The 16,447-nt window shown below is 58.5% G+C and carries 7 protein-coding genes and 2 pseudogenes; 6 read left to right on the top strand and 3 right to left on the bottom strand.

Features of this window, described 5'->3' with window-relative positions:
* The first annotated feature begins 745 nt into the window (after window positions 1–745).
* Window positions 746–4,153 carry an autotransporter domain-containing protein gene (locus NP945_RS31695; protein ID WP_256748504.1) on the top strand — a complete coding sequence of 1,136 codons (3,408 nt, stop codon included), beginning with the start codon at window positions 746–748 and terminating at the stop codon, window positions 4,151–4,153.
* 311 nt (window positions 4,154–4,464) lie between these two features.
* Window positions 4,465–5,472, top strand: a pseudogene (locus NP945_RS31690) (tyrosine-type recombinase/integrase); the annotation flags it as partial.
* Between the two features lie 383 nt (window positions 5,473–5,855).
* Here the strand turns inward: NP945_RS31690 and NP945_RS31685 are convergent.
* Window positions 5,856–6,074, bottom strand: coding sequence for a hypothetical protein (locus NP945_RS31685; RefSeq protein ID WP_095488156.1), 219 nt, complete (start codon window positions 6,072–6,074; stop codon window positions 5,856–5,858).
* A gap of 622 nt (window positions 6,075–6,696) precedes the next feature.
* Complete coding sequence (locus NP945_RS31680; protein ID WP_127295339.1) at window positions 6,697–6,927, bottom strand: hypothetical protein; 231 nt, start codon at window positions 6,925–6,927, stop codon at window positions 6,697–6,699.
* A gap of 705 nt (window positions 6,928–7,632) precedes the next feature.
* On the opposite strand from NP945_RS31680, the gene NP945_RS31675 reads away from it, so the two are divergent.
* Window positions 7,633–9,795 (top strand): prolyl oligopeptidase family protein, encoded by a 2,163-nt coding sequence (locus tag NP945_RS31675; protein WP_256748503.1) that lies wholly within the window; start codon window positions 7,633–7,635, stop codon window positions 9,793–9,795.
* Window positions 9,796–9,833: 38 nt separating this feature from the next.
* Window positions 9,834–10,532 carry an OmpW family protein gene (locus NP945_RS31670; RefSeq protein ID WP_126097362.1) on the top strand — a complete coding sequence of 233 codons (699 nt, stop codon included), beginning with the start codon at window positions 9,834–9,836 and terminating at the stop codon, window positions 10,530–10,532.
* Window positions 10,533–10,586: 54 nt separating this feature from the next.
* Here the strand turns inward: NP945_RS31670 and NP945_RS31665 are convergent.
* Window positions 10,587–10,808, bottom strand: a pseudogene (locus NP945_RS31665) (transposase); the annotation flags it as partial.
* Window positions 10,809–11,283: 475 nt separating this feature from the next.
* Between NP945_RS31665 and NP945_RS31660 the strand changes: the two are divergent.
* Entirely contained in the window at window positions 11,284–12,534 is a 1,251-nt protein-coding gene (locus NP945_RS31660; protein ID WP_127403849.1) for an acetyl-CoA carboxylase biotin carboxylase subunit family protein, read from the top strand.
* A 307-nt stretch (window positions 12,535–12,841) separates the two neighbouring features.
* Complete coding sequence (locus tag NP945_RS31655) at window positions 12,842–14,731, top strand: IucA/IucC family siderophore biosynthesis protein (RefSeq protein ID WP_256748502.1); 1,890 nt, start codon at window positions 12,842–12,844, stop codon at window positions 14,729–14,731.
* Window positions 14,732–16,447: the final 1,716 nt, after the last annotated feature.

The following is a 16,447-nucleotide window of genomic DNA, read 5'->3' as shown; positions in this document are numbered from 1 at the left end:
CCAGCAGCTACGCCGCCAGAGCGTCATCCGCAGCCTGCTTGATCAGCCATTCGATGTGATTTGACCACATCTGCAACACCTCGCGCTTCTCCTTGACGTTGCTATAGAGATCGTAGATTTCGCCAATGTCTCCGGTTCGGGCTCACAGCCCGTCCATATAGCCGCCAGTCTGCTGCCTTCGAGTGGCCCATGTTGGCCGCGGCCAGGAAGTGGCGACGATTGAAAGGACAAAATCAGTTGCCGAAACTCATCGCAGGTGACGGTCTGGTGGCAATTTGGGCACATCTTGTGTCTCGTCGCCAGTAAACACGGATGCCCGGCAGGAGACTGAGCTCGCTGCCGGCGGAAATCGTAGAGCGCCAGCGACGCATTCTGATCTTTCGTCAGGCAGTCGACCGCCTTGGCATACGCCTCGGCCTCCATCTCGATCGACCTGAACCGGTATCTTGTGCGCCATCCGGACGATCTGGGAAAGCTTGGCCGGGCCGGCGCCTTCCCAGGCGCACGGGAAGAGCGACGACCCATGTGGACCTTGGATTTCACTCCGCACTTACGCTGCTTTGGCCTTGTCAGCAGCCTGAGCATAAAGCGTGCTCAGCTTTCAGGCCGAGCACTCTTCCAGTGTTGACAGCATCTGTCGTCATTCAGGATCGCCCCATTTTCGCATGCCGCTTGCAGCTTTCAGGCTGTTGTCAGCCAGGGCCGCCATAAAGGGTCTCGTTAAACAATTCAGGAGGCCGTTCCAATGATCAATCGGTTTGCGAGACTTTTTCGAGGACCAGGTATGCAGGCTTGTTTCGGGACAAAGAACTTTCTGGCGGCAACCACCGCGATGACGACGGTATTCCTGCCGGCTGTGTCTCTCGGGGTGGGTCTGGTAGCATTTCCAACTGGAGAAGCGTTGGCCGACGACCCGATTTCGATCCCGCTGGAGTATGTCGGGGAAGGCCATGACCGCCTGGGCATCTGGGCCAAGATCAACAATGGCAACGCGCAGCGATACGTATTCGACACGGGCTCGGACCAGCTCAACACGCAGATCGGGTCAGAGGTGACCGGGGTCCGCCCGATTGCCGACACGCCTTACGTATATACGTACGGGGACGGAACGTATGGTAATAAGCTTCAGAACGTGGAAATTGATAAATTTACATATGTCGATCCAGATCAAAAGATAACAATCGACGGGCCGTCTGTAAGCGATAAGAAATACCGGGCTGCTCGCATTCTCGATTTTGTCTATACCCATGCGTATTGCAAGGACAACAATCTTAAGTGCACGCCGGGATCCGTGACGGATGGACTTAAAGATATGTATGGTCAGGATCTCCAAGAACCTTATCACGCCGATAAGGAGCAGCGGGCGAAAATGACCGCTGGCAAGATGGCAGACGAAGGCGGCGATTTCGCAGGTACATTCGGGGCCGGCGATTTTCTTGGCAAGACAAGTGTCTGGGGCATGATGGGCAGTGTCACCAGGTCTGGCTACGTGGTCTCCGCCAATGTGAATCCGGATTCCGAGAGCGACCAAACGCCTGGCTGTTCCCCCTGCACGATTGTCAACCTCAATCCAAGCCTCCGGGCCCAATATACTAATGCCATGCCATGGGGAGAACCCGAGGAAAAAGATCAGGATTCTTATCAGAATTTTCCTGGCTCTGGCGCCAATGCCTCGACCGAATACGAAGGCAGCTACAATCTGCAGTACACGGTTAAGGATGGAGCCCCACCAATCACCGACCCCAACAAGACCGCGGTATTGCTCGACACCGGCACACCGGGCGGTGGCAGTCTGGAGATCAGTGATGCGATGCTGAAGCAATTTCAGGATGCGGGCGTCAAACTTAAAAATGTTCGGAGAAATGAGCAACGCGAGATCGTAAGCGCATCGGGCAACATCCCGAGCGTTACAATCGCAGGAACGGATGGCGATCCGGTAAGGCTGGACAATATCGACTTCACCTACACCAGCGGCACGACGGAACAACCCAATGACCAGACCAGTTTTGTTGCCGGTCTTGACTTCTTCAAAAACAGATCGGTCATTTTCGATCTGGAGAAGAAGTATACCGCTTATACGTCACATTTCGTCACTGCCAGCAACTTCTCTACCGATTCATCCGCACCCGAAGGGACCGGTCTGAGCAGGATAACGACGAGCATGGGGAATGAGGGCGGGTTCGGCATAGCGGGTGTCGTCTCCGGCTCCGGATCGCTGACGCTTGATACAAAGACGGTGGTCCGGATGACGAATGTCAACACCTACACCGGCGAGACGAATATTGCTCAGGATGCCTATCTCTCGCTTGCGGGGCTCGGCAACATCCAACGGTCAGCGAAAGTCGTTGCAGACGGCACGTTCGATATCTCCGAACATGGAAATGGCAGCGACTATTGGGGAATCTCCGACGCCTACAACGATGCCCGTATTCGTAGCCTGAGTGGCAGCGGAACGGTCGAACTGGGCAAGCGTACCCTGGTGCTAACGGCTTCGAACGACACTTTCGCCGGCAGCATCAACGACCTCGACGTTGATAACAATAATATGGGCGGCAAACTATTCGTTGCCGGTGGCGTGCAAACGCTGAGCGGAAAGAACAATTTTTCCGGCATGACGACGGTCGGTTCCGGCGCGGGATTGCTGCTTGCCGATACAGGTGTGCTTTCCCATGATGCGACCACGTCCGGCTTTCTCGGGAATGACGGGCAGATCGGGGGCACGGCTATCGCAAACAGCGGCGGTGTCGTCGCAGGCGGCGGCACCTACGGTGCGGTCACCATTTCCGAGGGCGGCACGGTCGCTCCTGGCAGTGCGACCGATCCGAGCAGGATCGTCACCACACTGACTGTCACGGGCGATTTCGCGCAGCAGTCCGGATCGATCTATCAGGTCGACCTCGCAAGGTCGTCCGATCTCATCGATGTTGGCGGAGCAGCGGCGATCGACAGCGGCGCGCAGATCGAGCTGCTGCGGCAGGGAACGCTATCGGTCGATGCCCGATATACTCTGCTCTCCGCAGCAGGCGGCGTAAGCGGCACCTATGGCGGGCTGACGGGGGCTCTGGCGACAGACGCGACGCCCTTCGTCGATTTCCAGCTCGTCTACGATGCCAACAATGTCTATCTCGATATCAGCCGCACATCGACGGCGTTTGCCGATGTAGCCAGCACCTTCAATCAACGCTCGGTCGCCGCAGCGGCTCAGGCGCTTGGAAGCGGTAATCCGATCCAGGACAACATCCTGTTCCTGACGGCGCCGGAAGCCCGCAACGCTTTCGATATGCTATCAGGCGAGGTTCATGCTTCCATTCATAGCGGCCTCATCGAGGACAGTCATTCTGTACGCGATGCCGCGAGCGAACGGATCCGTGCGGCGTTCGACGGCGTCGGTGCCTCCAGCGTTCCGGTGATGACTTATGGGCTGGGTGGTCTGGAACTGGCCCCGGCAACGAGTGAGAATTTCGCCGTATGGGGCCGTGGCTTCGGCGCCTGGGGTCATCTCGACAGCGACGGCAATGCCGCCGGTCTCGATCACTCGACAGGCGGCTTTCTGGCTGGCGGTGACGCGGCTGTCGGCGAAAGCTGGCGGCTCGGCCTCATCAGCGGCTACAGCCATACCTCCTTGGAGGCGGACGATCGCGCGTCGTCGGGCTCGAGCGAGAATTACCATCTCGGTCTTTTTGCCGGCACGCAGAACGGCAATCTCGGTTTTCGTTCCGGCCTTGCCTATACCTGGCACAGCATCGAGACCGGCAGGTCCGTGGTCTTTCCAGGCTTCGCCGACAGCCTTTCGGCCGATTACGACGCCGGCACGTTCCAGGCCTTTGGCGAGCTCGGCTACCGTATCAATACGGCTTCGGCTTCCTTCGAGCCCTACGCTAATCTCGCTTATGTGAATTTTGACGCCGATGGCTTCACCGAGAATGGCGGCGCAGCCGCCTTGTCGAGCGGGGATCGCTCGAGCGACACGGCGTTTACCACGCTAGGTCTGCGTGCGTCGACGGTACTGACCCTCGGCACCGTGACTGCTACCGCGCGCGGCGGTCTTGGCTGGCGCCACGCCTTCGGCGACGTCAGGCCGGATACCGCTCTTGCCTTTGCTGGCGGTTCCTCCTTCGCCATCACGGGCGTGCCGAAGCTGGGCTGGACGTAAACATCACCGAGAACGCGACGTTCGGCATCGCCTATCAGGGACAGATCGCCTCGGATGCCCAGACACACGGGTTCAGCGCCAAGCTCGGCGTCCGTTTCTAAATCACCCGCAAAAGAGATTGGTTATGAAGTCAGTGAGTGCATTTTCTTTTACCGTCGTTCTCGGCTCAGCGACGGTGATGTCTGTGTCCGCCGCGCGAACGGACGATGCCTGCTACAACAAGGCACAAAGCCTATGATGACGCAATGTTCAATCGACGACCTGAAGCCAGTCGATGGCGAGCTTGACAAGCTCTACAAGGAGATGGAGACCCGGCTCAAAGAGTCCCGGCGCATGTCCAGGAACTGGTCGAGACCGCGAGGGGCTACAACGCCACCTCGGAGAACACGCGCGACGCCTACCCCAAGGATTGGCGGCATTTTTCCTCCTGGTGCCGGCGCGCTGGCTTCGATCCCCTGCCTCCGGGCTCGAAGGTGATCAGGCTCAATATCAGCGCCTGTGCCTCGGGCACCGCCGCCGGCGATCTGAAGCGTGGCGCCCCTGCCCTTTCGGTTGCGACCATCGAGCGGCGGCTTTCCGGCCTCGCCTGGAACTTTACCCAGCGCGGCCGGCCGTTGGACCGCGCGGAGCGGCATATCTATAAGGTTCCTGCCGGCATTCGCCGCGCAAGCACGCAAAGCCACCGCGGCAGAAAGAGGCGGTCCTGGCGACGATCTGCTGGCGATGATCGCCACGCTCGGCCACGACCTCAGGGCCTGCGCGACCGCGCTATTTTGCTCCTGGGCTGTGGCGGCGGCCTGCGGCGCTCCGAGATCGTCGGTCTCGACGTCATGCGCGACGACAACAGCGATGGCGCCGGCTGGATCGAGATTTTTGACGGCAAGGGCTGCTGGTCACCCTGCGCGGCAAGACCGGCTGGCGCGAGGTCGAGGTCGGCCGCGGCTCCAGCGACCACACCTACCCCGTAGTCGCGCTCGAGAGCTGGATCCGCTTTGGCCGCATCGCACGTGGACCCCTGTTCCGCCGCATCTTCAAGGACAACAAGACCGTCGACGTCGAATGGCTCTCCGACAAGCACGTCGCCCGCCTGGTCAAGCAGGTGACGATCGCCGCCGGCGTCCCCTCCGATCTCCCGGAAGGGTAACGGGCGCTGCTGTTCTCGGGCCACTCGCTGCGCGCCGGACTTGCCTCGTCGGCCGACGTCGAGGAGCGTTACGTGCAGAAGCAGCTCGGCCATGCCTCTGGCCGAGATGACCCGCAAATATCAGCGGAGGCGCGGCAGATTCCGGACCAACCTCACCAAGGCGTCCGGGCTCTGAGAAACCCCTCCCCTCCCTCGGTTGGTCGCTAGGTCGTGGGGGTCAGGTTCTTTGAGTGATGACAACACCTCGTCGAGCGCAGCGAACGCTGCGTCCAGACTGTCGGCGGCCGACGCTTCGTAGTCAGGGCATGATCATCAGCTGTGCAATGGCGCGGCCGAGGAATTCATTGTTGAGTTTTTCCATCCGCTGTCTGGGTCGAGCGACCTGTTCTGGGAGCGCACGCAGAGCGTTGACGACCTCGTCCAATTGCGACCGGGCTGCGGCGGCGATGTCGAAGATGTCGCGCGGGTTGGCTTCCGAAATCCCCGGTAATAGACCTTCTTGGCGATGATTTCCGGGATGGTCTCGAGCCGCACGGTCCTGCCTTCCACCACGCGGGTCTAGAACGGCTTCGTTGTTAGCGCTCCGGCAACGATGAAGTCGATTTCGCCAACGTCTTCGAAGGCGAATTTCTGGAACCGAAGCCCGTCCCCCAAATAGTCGGACGGCATCGTTTCAAAGTGCAGGTGGCTTTTGGATGGTCGATGACCGAGCAATTGAGGGTCGTCGAGGAAAATATCGATGTCGTGGCTTTCGCGATGGCCGATCTGGATCATCATAGCCGTTCCGCCGCCAAATGACCATTCAAAGTCGTAGCCCCGGCATTCCCGCGAAGCTGGCCGATCAGGTCGATATAATACGAAAAAGCCGCCGCCATTCGGAGGGGCGTCGGCTATCATGTCCAGCCATTACGCGGCGAGCGGATAGCTTTCGCCGGACCAGGCAGAGAACTTGGCGGCAAAAGCCTTCATCTCGTCGACCGAATGTGGTGCGCGGTTGCGAACTCGACTTGCTGGGCCAGTCACGAGAACTGCAGGCACGACTGTGCCCCCTTGCCCGCCCCCACGGACGTCCAAACATGCAATTTGGCAAAGCACCGGCGCCGAAGCCACCCGACCTCGATGACGCCATTTCGTCGAAGCATGTGTCGTCGGCACTGTGCAGGGCAGAAGCAGGCTGTCGGTCCCGCGCAGCGACAGCAAGCGCGGCCTGAGCATGCGAAGGGAGTCGCTTTGATAGGAGTACCCGGCTGGGTTCCGTTCAGGACGTTCCCTGAAGACTTGGTGGCGTGGCGGTGGCTTCGACGCTGGTGGTGGGCAGGTTGTCGTAGCCCGGGTGCAATAAGCTTAGTCATCTAGGTCTCCTGGGGGAAATTTCCGCCATTGGGGGCCAAGTTTCACGCTATGCCAGCCCGTAGTTGTACAGGTGAAGCCGACTGGTCAGTGGACCGCAAAACGAAAGGCGCGCCGCTTCTCTTTGGTGATGCTCGCGCCGCGCTTTCTTCGCTGACGGTATGGAGATGAAGCGCGGCATGCCCCTGTAGCAGCCGATTTCACAACCAGACTTGCGTCCGCACTGCCCCTGTTGCTGCGGCATACCAATGCGTGGCGTCAGGAAGACTTCGTCGACCATTAGCCGTCTCGCTGAGATACTACCGAGCCCGAGCTCCCCTATCCTAGACCCTCGTATCGCATATCGACGGCCCCACATCAGCCCAAGTTGCCATGGGGACCAGCCCCATGCGTTCGCCCGAATGCAGCTTCCTGGCTTGATCGACAGCAATCAAGGGACGGTGCAGGCCAAGATTGCGGCAGGGCTTGGGCAACCATCAGGTCGCCCAAGGGGTGCCCCACCCTTCTCGTCAGAACTCAGCTGCTTCCAGCTGGCGGCTGAAACTCACAGGCGCAGCCAGCTTGGTCTCTAACCGCATCGATCGCATCATGGTGTCTGCGATGAATCCGTGTGCGTGAAGCGCTCCAGAGCGAAGATGTTGGGCGTCAACCAGGTTCACCAATGAGCTTCACTGCTCGAGTTCTGCACGGTGTCACCGCCTGGCGCCGGAGGTTGATCCGGTGATTAGGAGGAGCACTCGTTGTCGGATTCTCGACGATGTCGGACATCTGACACAACGCTTCCAGAGCGATCGCATTGTTCCGAAACGATTTTCCCAGTTGGCACGACGGTTGCGGTCCTATGCGCAAAAGCACTGCGATGCCGCACCGACTGAAAGAACTCATCAATGATCACGCTTTTCGAACATGTGGGCGCCGCTACCAGCACTGAGCGTTCCCGAGCCGACGGAAGCCTCTATCCCTTCTTTCTGAAGGCTGTCCGGACATGAACGCATTTGATGTCCGTCCAACGCTGGATGCTCCCGACGACGATCCCTATGTCTGGCTTGAAGATGTAGAGGGCGAGCGGGCACTTGCCTGGGCCGCCGGCCAATCGGCAAGGACTCTCAAGCACTTCGGTGGAACGCAGTTCGAGCGCGACCGCGCGGCTCTGACAGCCATTTTCGACAATCGCGACAATCTTCCCCTGATCGCGCGCCGTAGTCAGTACCTCTACAATTACTGGCGAGATGACGGTAATCCACGCGGACTGTGGCGCCGGACCACCCTTGCCGCCTACATGAAGGCGGATCCCCAATGGGAGCTACTGCTCGATCTGGATGCTCTCGCGGCTAGCGACGGAGAGGACTGGATCTGGGACGGCGCGTCCATCGAGCCGGAGAGACGGGAAAGAGCCGTTCTGCGCCTGTCGCGCGGCGGCAGCGACGCGGTCGTGCATCGCGAATTCGACCTGATCTCTCTGAGCTTTGTCGCCGACGGCTTCAACCTCCCCGAGGCCAAAGGCTACGTTAATTGGCTGGACCCTGACACGCTTCTGCTTTCCAGTGCGCTTGGTAATGGCATGGCCACCCGCTCCGGCTATGCGCGCACCGTTCGACTGTGGAAGCGTGACGCGGATCCCCTCACCACGCCGGCAATCTTCGAGGCCGGGTTCGAAAGCTTCCAAGTCTCTGGTCATTCGGACCGCACCGGCCGCAGCGAGCGCCTTTGGTTCATCGAGCAGCCGGCCTTCTTCGAGAAGATCAGCTGGATCGGCGATAGGAGCGGGCCGAGGAGGCAGATCGATCTTCCTCGCGACGCGTCGTGGCGGGTCTTCGGCGACTGGCTGGCGGTAAGGCCGCGCAAGCCCTGGACGGTGGGAGGCACCACCCATCCCGCCGACGCGCTGATCGTCATCTCGCTTTCCTCTTTCCTCGCTGGCGGACGCCGTTTTGAGACCCTGTTTCAACCAGGGGAAAGGCGCTCCATGCAGTCATTCTTCTGGAATGACGGGAAGCTCATTATCTCTTACCTCGTCAATCTCGCACCGCGTTTCGAGATGTTCACTCCCGGCCACCAGGAATGGACGCGCCGAGTCCTGAACACCCTGCCCGCCGAAGGTACTGTCGACGTCTGGTCATTCGATGCGGCAGTTCACGAGACCAATGGAGAGGTCCTGATCTGTGCTCAGGATCCGATCACGCCGCCGCAGCTCTTGCTGTTCGATCTGAATGCCGCGCCGTCTCTCAGCGCTTCAGCAATCCTGAAGCGCAGCCCGGAGAATTTCGATGCATCCGGACTGGTGGTCACGCGCCACGAGGCAGTCTCTATCGATCATGAGCTGATCCCCTATACGCAGGTTGGTCCGGCGAACGGGAACGGAGATGCTCCGATTCACCTTTCCGCTTATGGCGGGTTCGGCGTATCACTCCTGCCCTACTACAACTCCCCGCTGGGCAAGCTGTGGCTCGAGCGCGGCGGCACGTGTGTCGAGGCGAACATCCGCGGCGGCGGCGAGTTCGGCACCCGCTGGCACGAAGCCGGGCGCAGGGAGGGCAAGCGTCTCGCCCATGACGATTTCGCCGCCGTTGCCGCCGACCTCGTGCGAAGGGGCATCACCCTGCCGAGGCGGATTGCCGCCGAGGGTGGCTCAAATGGCGGCCTGCTGATCGCAAACATGCTGACCCGCTATCCTGAGCATTTCGGGGCTCTGTTCTGCACAGCACCGCTTATCGACATGCGTCGCTACACCAAGCTCTTGGCGGGCGCGAGCTGGATCGACGAATATGGCGATCCGGACAAGGTTCACGATTGGGCTTTCCTGAAGGAAATCTCCGCCTATCACGCCGCAGCGCCGGGACAGCCCTATCCGCCTATCCTGATCGCCACCACGAAACGCGACGACCGCGTCCATCCGGGCCATGCGCGCAAGATGGCCGCAAAACTGCAGGCTCTTGGCTATCCCGCTTACTTCTACGAGGCCAGCGCAGGCGGGCACGGCTGCGGCGAGGACAATCGGGAGCAAGCCGCATTCATCAGTCTAGGCACCAATTTTCTCCGCAGCGCAATCGGCTTCAACGATCACCTTCCGGAGACGGCGGAACGCGTTGCAACGCAAGTGGGGCATTTGAGGTCCATCAACAATTCATTCGAGCAGGAGACGAAATAGTGCAGTGCATCCTTTCTGAACATCAAGGAGTGAATCTCATGGCGAGAACGCGAATGGGCGTAGCGCGGGCAACAGCAGCGGCGGTGGCCCTGATCATGGTGGGACAGCAGGCCGTCGCCGCGGAGCCTGCGCAAGCAGAGACCGTCCTGGCGGAGACGGGAGCCTCGGTCACCGAAGCGCCAATCCCTTGGCAGATCCGCCTGCGGGCGTTGGGCGTCGTTACGAAAGATCTGGGCTACGTTGATACGCTTCCCGGCTCCGGTCTTTCGTATTCGGACACGGTGACGCCGGAACTCGATATCTCGTATTTCTTCACCGACAACATCGCCGCCGAACTCATACTCGGTACCACTTATGCCAACATCGCGGGCCAAGGGACGATCGGAGGGTTGGGCAACATCGGCAAAGTTTGGCTGCTGCCGCCGACGCTCACGTTGCAGTACCATTTTACCGATCTCGGCGCGTTCAAGCCTTATGTCGGCGCCGGCGTGAACTACACGATCTTCTACAACCAGGACACTGGCAGCGCTGATGCTCTCAAGGTGAAGAACACGTTCGGCACGGCGCTGCAGGTCGGATTCGACTACATGGTGGACCAGCACTGGGGCCTCAACTTCGACGTGAAGAAGCTTTTCCTGAAGCCGGACTTCGACGTCACGGTGGCCGGCGCGAAGCTGACGGGGAAGGCGGAGCTCGATCCCTGGCTGATAGGCGCAGGTGTCACCTACCGCTTTTGACAACGCAAGGCGAAGATGGCTTCTGAGAGCCGAGTCGAATGGAAGGGCGCCCCGTGCGTCCTTTTGGCGCATGGCACGGCGCTGCTCGGCCGAACGTCCACGGATGTCGTCCTCTATTCTGTAGAGTTCCGCGATCCGTTGGAGCGCTTGGCTGACGACCGGCGCGGAACCGGCCGCAGCGAGTTCGAAGAAGCGCGGGCGCACGTGCGTCAGCAGAAGGCGAGCACGACGCCGCTCTCGTGGGCCAGCATAGCCGCCATAGTCGTCGACCTGCAGGGTAGCCGACAGGATGGGATCGGTCGCTCGGCCTTTCGGTCCGGCGCATAGACATAGGCGACGCCAGGTGGTCGTTTCCCTGCCAGGGGCCGGTCATCGCACGCACAGGCCCAGAATGGCCTGTCTTCGTCTTGCCGCGGCCCCGGAAAACCTTGTAAGGCGCCACCGCGTTGATCTAATCCAGTGTATCGCCGGTCGCTCAGCCGACCATAGCGCTCAATGTCGCTGCGCATCCAACGGCTCCGTGCAAATCACCAGGCGAAGTGAATCAATACGTTCTAGATCGCCAGGTTTTTCGAAGTGTCCAGAGACCCGAACATTGCAACAAACTCTTTAAATAACTTCACCAAAATTTCGCACCGCAAGCCAGAAATGACGCTACGTTCAGCGTACTCCTTCAGTCTGGCCTTGCTAGAAGGCCGTTATGACTATGTGCAAGTGACCGTACAGTACGCAACGATGGAGATTAACCGTCATGTCAAAAAGAGTTCTCATTCTGATTGAAGGCGATTCAACTTGCAATGGGCCACAATATGTCCAAGCGGCCCAGCACCTTGGTCTTCGTCCTGTTACGCTCTCAACTAATCCAACTCGCCATGCCTATCTGGAGGTGCAAGGCACTCAGGCCATCACTGTCGACACAGACGATCTCGATGCACTGGTTGCCGAATGTTCTCGTTTGCGCGAGGCTTATGACGTCGCCGGCATTACTACCTCCTTAGAGGCCGTCTATGCAACCGTTGGCAAGCTCTGTCAGCATTTTCATCTGCCGGGACCGAATCCGACATCGATTGGACAATGTTGCGACAAGTTTACTCAACGTGAACTCCTTGCGCGGGCCGGCATGCCCATACCTGCTTATCACTCAGCAGAGAATGCGGCAGCCGTGAAACGAGCGGCCGCGGATATCGGTCTCCCCGTGATTCTCAAGCCAGCCGTGGGTAGCGGCAGCAGCGGTGTCCGACTGTGCCGCAATGCAGATGAGCTAGCTGAACATACGACCTATTTGCTTGATGGTGGGCACATTTGGCCATGCCCGCCCAGGATACTTGTGGAGGAATTCGCACAGGGTCCTTACTACTGCGCACATGTAATGGGAAAAGAGGTGATTGGGATTGGAGCTTCTGAGTTCTGCCCACCACCGCATTTTGTTTTTATTCAGAGCGTCTTTCCGGCAACGCTGACGGATGGCGAGCATAGGCGAATTGCCGACGTCTCTCTGGGTTGCTTGCAAGCTCTGGGCCTTGGTTGGGGACCCACGAACGTCGAGCTCCGGTGGACGAAGCGCGGGCCGGTCGTGGTTGAAGTCAATCCGCGCCTCAGTGCCGGTGCTTCATTAGTTAAGGCGGCTCACGGAATCGATCTCGCTGCTGAGCACATCAAGGTTGTTATAGGCAAGCAATGCGACCTGAGCAGAAGGCATTCACAGACTGCAGTCTCGCGGTGCCTAATTCCTGATCGCGACGGCATCCTGCAATGGATCTCTGGCCACAGTCAGGCGGCCGCCCTACCAGGTGTCGCCGAGATCGAATTGTATGCTGAACCCAAGATGCATATCGTCAGGAAAGGCGACTATAGGGACTGGATCGGATACATTATCGCCGTTTCATCGAACTTAGATCAGGCAAAGGATATACTCCAGTCCGCCGTCAAATTGATCGACTGGTCAATTAAACCTTTTCCGACCAAAGGCGAACGGTTCATACCAAGTCAGCACCATCCGTAAAGTCGTCCGTTTCAACGCATGTGAATACCGGATTTCGAGAGATAGAAATGTAAACACGCGCGTTGGATAACATAACCCCGTGCTAAAACCAGGCACGTTGTTCACCGGCCCGGCCGCCGGGACCGACACTATTTGTCGGATTTGTCGAGTCAGCGACGTGGCGGCGTTAGGCTCGTCTGCGGCTCTCTGAGCAACTTATTGCGTCTCAGACGAAACCTTTTTTGATGCGCAGCTGCACATTGGCATGAGTTTTGTATCTTCAATCGGAGATCGCTGCCAGTGGAGCATGACAATGAGAGGAACTATAATGGACGACCGCATACCTGCCCCGGCAGATGGCGAGACCCAATTGCGCGACGCGCAGCTCTGGGAGAATGCATCAGCGAACTCTCTCAACCGAGTGGTACGCTGCCTGTTTGCCGAAGGTCTTCTTGAACGAGACGGGATCTTATGGCCACATTTTGGAACCCATGCTTGGCTTCCGCTTTGGGTATCTCGCCAGGTTTTGTGTTTTACTGACCTGCGCCTTGCCCCGGCCGGAACATTCCAAAATCGGGGTTTCATAGAAGTGCTGGACGAAACCGGAGCGCGCCATCGAATCAATGATGCCGCCAGCCTCATAAGACAGATTGCGCCCGCGCTGGCGCTTTCTCCTACGGCTGAGGACTTGGAAAATCTTCTCCGGGACATCGAGAACAGCGTGTATAACGATGTCCTGGCTCGTCGCCACCGACATCACTGGAGTGCAGAACTGCGGGGGAAAGTAGCTGAAGAAGGTATGCGAGGTTTTCTCGCTTATCTTTTTAAGAACTTGCCGCCGCATTTGGCAGCAATGGCTGTGGATCAGTGGGGGGCCTTGGAAGGGCACCCCTTTTACCCGACATGGAAAGCAAAGCCGGGCCTATCGCCCGAGGACGTGAGTGCGTTCTCCCCTGAATTCGGTGCTCGCGTACGCGTGCACCTCACAAGCCTTCGCAAAGAATGGGTTTACGTGGAGAGGATGCCGCATGTAGGCAGCTATACGGAATGGTTCTCCAAAAACTTTCCCGACCTTTGGCGCGACTGGGTTGAAAGTCTCAAGGAACGTGGAAAATCGCCTGCGGACTGGCTGCCTATGCCTGTCCATAGCTGGCACCTTGAGAATTTCGTCCGCCGTGAATTCGCCTCCGAAATTTCTTCCGATGTTTTCGATCCTGATGGCCCGGAACTCCTGACTATACCGTCTATATCCTTCCGTACGATGCTGCCGGAAGAAAAAGAGCCGATGCCGTTTATCAAGCTTCCGGTGGCAATCTGGATGACTAGCGAACACCGCGCCCTGCACGCTCAATCTATTCATATGGGTCCCCGACTTAGCACTCTCATTTCCGATATTCTGACAAATGAGCAGATTTTGCAGGAGGGACTAGAGATTTTTAGCGAAGAGTTGGGCGCAATCTTCCGTCACATCGAGACGGGCGACGAGCATCCGGGGCGCTTTTTATCGGTCCTGTATCGAAGCGCAAATGCTTTGGCACGTCATGACGGCCTTATACCCGTTACCGTTGCTGCGCTGTTGACGGCCAGCCCGATCGATGGTCGTCCTCTCATTTGCGAGCTAATCGCTAGGACCGGCAATGAAACCGACCTGACCGTCTCTGCGTTTTTCCGCGCGTATGCGGCCACCGTCATCCGGCCGACACTTAGCATGTATCTGCTTTACGGAATTGCCCTTGAGGCGCATCAGCAAAACAGCACCATCCTGTTCGATGAGAATGGCAGCCCACGAAAACTGTTGATCCGCGATTTTGGTGACGGCTACCGCTTTGCGCCACTCTTCGAGGAACGCGGTCACAGTCTGAATCCCTTTGACGGCAAGGAGACCTCACCCGCCACATTCGAGGGAGATATCAGTCTCACGCGCTCACTGTTGATCGACTCCTGTTTCGTCTGCCATCTCCATGAGATCGCGTTGTGCTTATGTGAACAGTATGCTCAATTGGGCACCAGCCCTTGGCGCATCCTGCGGGAAGAAACCGAAGCCGCCCTTGACGCGCTACGGCCGCGAATGCTCTCCGACGCGTTCTGGCTGCGGGAACGCAATGCGTTTCTTGAGGACCCTTGGCCGACTCGCTCTGTGCTCCGAATGCATCTACAGCGCTACAGACTGGGGCGGGTGGAGCATCAACTGCCAAATCCGTTGGCGGAGGTGCAGTAACCAGGACCAAGAATGACATGCGCCGCCCGGAGGGAGCTCCGAACGCCTAAGATAGACCTCGCCCCGTTCGATCATGTAGGGCAAGTCGGCTGTCCGGCCACTGCCCTCGATCGATAGTACCGTTGTTGCCGCGAGATTTCGCTTTGACGCGGGTGATCAGTTTTTCGTCGTCGGCAATGCTGTCGAGGAACTCGTTCCATTCTTCCGTCGATCGGGCTTGTCACGCGCACGCGGAAGAAGCTGGGTGAACGGCGCCTTGGCGAGCACCATGTGTTTAACGTTCTACCAGCTACAATAATGCTAACGACTGTCGACCTTGGAATGCAGTATGTCCAATGTCCACCAGAATGGATGACGGTATCCCATGGACATGTATGAAGCTTCGCGGTGCCGGCAACGATCTTGCGTCCTATCCTTTATTTGCTTCCGCTGGGTGGCATAGAGTCTCGATCACCATTTCACTTAAGGCTAGGATCACACTCCTTTCCAGCCAGCGGGTGGACCCCTAGAAAAAAGTCCGCAAAGTCCTTTTGTCTCGAACAAGAGTGTCGGAAGCTCAACCAAGGCGAGGTGCGGAGCTCCGTACCGGCATCGATGCCGTAGCGACGCTGTCGCGACCCATACGAAGGGAGGAGCCGCGGCAGTTAGCCATTGGTGGCAGCTCGCTTTGGCTCGCGATGCATCAAAACGATGATCGGGACGTTCAGCAGCGCACACCGTGCCCACTTGCCTTAAGCGCGCCTAAGTATGGCGACCGCGATGATGCCGGTTGCGGAGACGGCAAAACCACCGGTGATCCTTCTGCAACCGGTAGACCTGCGGAAGGACCCTGGAACAGCCTCCAGGTGGCACTTAGAATCGGCTAGGGGTCCGAAAAAAGAGAGAGCTCTCAGCCAGGCAGTATGATTAGCGGACAGGGTTCAAACTCGCGCCGCAACGGCCGGTCACCGCAGTCAGCATTGTACTGACCAACCTCTCTCCTAGACCACGCAGGCGAAGATTGTATAGCCCAGGCTGGCTCACGCGAAAGCAGTGTCCCCGCATGGTCCAAGGACGTCCTTTGACCACCCGAATTCTCTGGAGTTCGTAGCTCTGGGCCAAACAGCCAGCCCAAAATGTTACACCGTTCTTTCAAGTATATTTACAAAAAGTTGGCGAACCTCGGTCGCCGCCGATGATAGTATCACCTGAGCTTGAGTTCGCGGGTTGGACGACAAGGCGATGCCGGTTTTTCTCAGGCCGCGGCACAACCCGAAAAGTCGGAGTTAACAGCCAATGGCAGGCTTGCGGTCGATGACGGCATTACCTGGCGACAGGTACGGGCGAGCGGGCTTGCCGTGGTGGAGCGCCGGTCGTCGCGGCGGCGCATTATACTGGGCACCCCCAAAGGCCTACGACGCAGCTCATCTTCTTGAACGAGATGGATCGTTGTGGGCGCACGATAAACAGGACCCAGTCAGGCTACTAGTTGGACGGCCTAGGGCGATGACCATCGCTTTGCCACATTAAAAACTTCGCACACCAAGACTAAATCCTGCGTTTTCCCTCTCAGCCGCGGGGAACAGCGGCCCACCCAGGAGTCCTGCAACAATGTCCTCGTTTTCAATCGTGAACCCCAAAATTGATCCAACGCGAGTGGCAAAGGCACTTAAACCGGACGGGAGCATAGATGACGATGATCGGGTTGAAATTGGGCCGACGGACGTCGCCTTTGCG

It is taken from the genome of Mesorhizobium sp. LMG17149 (assembly GCF_024518695.1).
Lineage (GTDB): Bacteria > Pseudomonadota > Alphaproteobacteria > Rhizobiales > Rhizobiaceae > Mesorhizobium.
The sequence above is the reverse complement of the archived record's forward strand: the minus strand, read 5'-3'. Positions and strand labels throughout refer to the sequence as shown.